The organism is Dietzia sp. B44 (assembly GCF_014145245.1).
Lineage (GTDB): Bacteria > Actinomycetota > Actinomycetes > Mycobacteriales > Mycobacteriaceae > Dietzia > Dietzia natronolimnaea.
In genome coordinates this window covers 1-3,368 of the sequence record NZ_JAALEF010000010.1, presented here as the reverse complement: position 1 = coordinate 3,368, position 3,368 = coordinate 1, and the positions used below count along the sequence as shown (strand labels likewise).

At 69.3% G+C, this 3,368-nt stretch carries 3 protein-coding genes; all 3 read left to right on the top strand.

Annotated features, from left to right (window positions below):
• Window positions 1-115: 115 nt before the first annotated feature.
• On the top strand, window positions 116-1,117 hold the full coding sequence (locus G6017_RS00440) for an LLM class flavin-dependent oxidoreductase (RefSeq protein WP_182615371.1): 1,002 nt from the start codon (window positions 116-118) through the stop codon (window positions 1,115-1,117).
• A 92-nt stretch (window positions 1,118-1,209) separates the two neighbouring features.
• Window positions 1,210-2,418 (top strand): fatty acid desaturase family protein, encoded by a 1,209-nt coding sequence (locus G6017_RS00435; RefSeq protein ID WP_182615369.1) that lies wholly within the window; start codon window positions 1,210-1,212, stop codon window positions 2,416-2,418.
• A gap of 22 nt (window positions 2,419-2,440) precedes the next feature.
• Window positions 2,441-3,286 (top strand): thioesterase family protein, encoded by an 846-nt coding sequence (locus G6017_RS00430; RefSeq protein ID WP_182615367.1) that lies wholly within the window; start codon window positions 2,441-2,443, stop codon window positions 3,284-3,286.
• The last annotated feature ends 82 nt before the right edge of the window (window positions 3,287-3,368 follow it).

The window sequence follows — 3,368 nt, the reverse complement described above, 5'->3', positions numbered from 1 at the left end:
ACTGGAACTGGAACTGGAACTGGAACCGGAGCCGGGTGCGGACATACCCCCAGTGTGCCGCCCCCGGCCGGACGCGGGACGGAATAGGCCCCGCAGGGCGTGGGTTGGACCGGTCATGACCCCCTCCCCGATGCCCCTGTCCGTGATCGACTTCGCCTCCGTCCGCCCCGGTCAGTCCGTCGGTGAGGCGTTGCAGGATTCGGTGGCGTTGGCGCGCAGGGCGGAGGAGCTGGACTATGACCGGGTCTGGTACTCCGAGCACCACAACATGGGGTCCATCGCCTCCTCGGCGCCGGCGGTGCTCATGGCGCACATCGCCTCCCAGACCGAGCGGATCCGCCTGGGCTCCGGTGGGGTGATGCTGCCCAACCACTCGCCGCTCGTGATCGCCGAACAGTTCGGCACATTGGCAGAGTTGCACCCGGACAGGATCGACCTGGGGCTGGGCCGAGCGCCCGGCACCGACCCGCAGACGTTCCGCGCCTTGCGTCGCGAGCCGTCGGCCGCCGAGCACTTCCCCGACGACGTGCGGGAGCTGCAGGCATTCCTGGGGGACTCGCCGTCGGATCTCGCCCGCACCCGTGGGATCACCGCGACGCCCGGACGTGGCACCAGAGTTCCGCTCTACATCCTCGGATCGTCGTTGTTCGGCGCCCAGCTCGCCGCGAAGTTCGGCCTGCCGTACGCGTTCGCCTCGCACTTCGCGCCCGATGCGCTCGAGCAGGCCTCGGCGGTCTACCGCGACCGGTTCGAGCCCAGCGACCAGCTGGCCGAGCCGTACATGATCGCCGCGGTCAACGTGGTGGCCGACGACGACACCGGGCGTGCGGCCCGCGAGCTGCACTGGTATCGCCGTCAGCGCGTGAAGCTGATGGCCGGACGCGGGCGCCACTTCTCGGACGAGGAGCTGGACATGGTGATGGAGTCGGCAGCCGGTCGCCAGATCCTCCACATGATCACCTACACCGCCGTGGGGGACGGCCCCGAGGTGCGCGATTACCTGCGGGACTTCGCCGAGCGCGCGGGCGCGGACGAGCTGATGATCGCCCCCGTGGGGTCGACCCGCGAGCGTGTCCACGGCACGCTGGAAGTGTTGCGCCGGGCCTGGAGTGACTGAGATGCCGGTCGCCCAGTGCCGTTGGTCACGTATTCGCAACCCGTTCCTGCTCACGGGTGGCCGTGGGTACACGGCAGGCCTAGAGTTGATCCATGGCCATCTCTGATGTAGGCGAGTACGCGCACCTCTCTCCCGAGCAGATCGACGAGCTGGGGCGGGAACTCGACGCGATCAGGGCCGACGTGATCGCCTCTCGCGGGGAACGGGACTACCGCTACATCCACAGCGTGATCCGGCTGCAGCGGGGGATCGAACTGGGAGCCCGCGCGGTCCTGTATCTCGGCGCGCGGAACCGCACGGCCTGGGCGCTCGGCACGGGAGCCCTGGCCGTGGCCAAGATCCTCGAGAACATGGAGATCGGTCACAACGTCCTGCACGGACAGTGGGACTGGATGAACGATCCGGAGATCCACTCCACCACGTGGGAGTGGGACCTGGTCGGCAGCTCCGCCGACTGGAAGCACACCCACAACTACCTCCATCACAAGTTCACGAACATCGTCGGGCTGGACGACGACGTGGGGTTCGGCGTCCTGCGGGTCACGCGTGACGTGCCGTGGGAGCCCCGGTACTCCGCCAACCTCCTGATCAACACCGTGTTGATGCTGGGGTTCGAATGGGGGATCGGGCTGCAGCACGTCCGGTTCCAGGACGCGTTCCCGGGTTCCGGTGCCACGCCCGCCGACCGCCGTACCGCCAAGGCGTTCCTGCGGAAGGCGGGCAAGCAGGTCCTCAAGGATTACGTCCTGTTCCCCGTGCTCGCGGGGCCGTCCGGCCGGCAGGCGCTCACGGCGACCGTCACCGCGAACATCATCCGCAACATCTGGACCAACGCGGTGATCTTCTGCGGCCACTTCCCGGACGGGGCGGAGAAGTTCACCCCCAAGGACGTGAAGAACGAGACGCAGGCCGAGTGGTACCTGCGCCAGATGCTCGGCAGCGCCAACCTCGACGGCGGCCCCGTCATGAACCTCATGTCGGGCAACCTGTCGTTCCAGATCGAGCACCACATGTTCCCCGACCTGCCGTCCAACCGGTACTCGGAGATCTCGCTGCGGGTCCGGGACCTGTGCGAGCGGTACGACCTGCCGTACGTGAGCGGGCCGCTGTGGAAGCAGTACCTGCAGTCGTGGCGCACCATCGCCCGGCTCTCCCTGCCCGACAAGTACCTGCACCGGACCGCCGACGACGCGGCGGAGACGCGCAGCGAGAGGATGTTCGACCGGATGCCGCAGATGCCGGGCCTGGCGACGGCCCTGGCCGCGTTCCGGAACAAGGGGCGCCCCCAACTGGTCCACTGACCGCTTTGGCAGACTGTCCGGCATGTCGCTGAAGAACATGCTGGAGTCCGCCTCGCGCGGTGGGACCGTCGAGGTCTCGGACGGCTGGACGCAGGGCCGCGCGATCTACGGTGGCCTGACCGGGGCCCTGCTCCTCGCGTCGATCAAGGGGCGGCTCAGGGACGTGGCCTCAGACGACGTGGCCTCGGACTCTGCGGGGTCCGCGGCCGCGTCTCCACATCCGTTGAGGTCGTTCACCGTCTCGTTCGTCGGTCCCGCCACGCCGGGCCCGGTCGAGGTCCACGCCGAGATCCTGCGGGTCGGGAAGAACGTGACGCAGGCCCAGGCCACGCTGCGGCAGGACGGAGCGATCGTCGCCACGGCGCTCGCGGCGTTCGGGAAGCACCGCGAGTCGACCATCGTCGTGCCCCCGAGGCATCCCATGCCGGAGTTGCCCGAGCCCGGGACCATCGAGCCGTTCCCCTACATCGAGAAGATGACCCCGGAGTTCTACCGGTTCCTCGCGTTGAGGCAGGTCGGCGGCGCCCTACCGTTCAGCGGAGCCGAGACCGGAGACCTCTCGGGCTGGGCGCAGCTGCGCGAGGCCCCGGAGGAGTTCCACGAGGAGCATCTGCTGGTGCTCGCGGACGCGTGGCCACCCGCGACCATCCAGATGCTGTCCGGGTTCGCACCCGCCAGCAGCCTGACCTGGACGCTGGAGCTGGTGGCGGAGATCGGCCCCGACACGATCCCGCCGGAGGCGCTGTTCGCCTACGAGGCGACCACCGATGCCTCCCGCGACGGGTACGCGCACACCCACGCCATGATGTGGCGACCGGACGGGGCCCTGACGGCGATCAGCCGCCAGACCATCACCGTGTTCGGGTGACGGCCGGCGGCTGATCGGTCGGCGGCGGGACTCAGCCGGCGGCGCGGCTGGCCCTGCGTCGATCGCCGCCACGCGGCTGGCC

Bases quoted from the DNA above. Each gene is read 5' to 3' on its own strand.
- G6017_RS00430 (WP_182615367.1), top strand. From the start codon at position 2,441: ATGTCGCTGAAGAACATGCTGGAGTCCGCCTCGCGCGGTGGGACCGTC.
- G6017_RS00435 (WP_182615369.1), top strand. From the start codon at position 1,210: ATGGCCATCTCTGATGTAGGCGAGTACGCGCACCTCTCTCCCGAGCAG.
- G6017_RS00440 (WP_182615371.1), top strand. From the start codon at position 116: ATGACCCCCTCCCCGATGCCCCTGTCCGTGATCGACTTCGCCTCCGTC.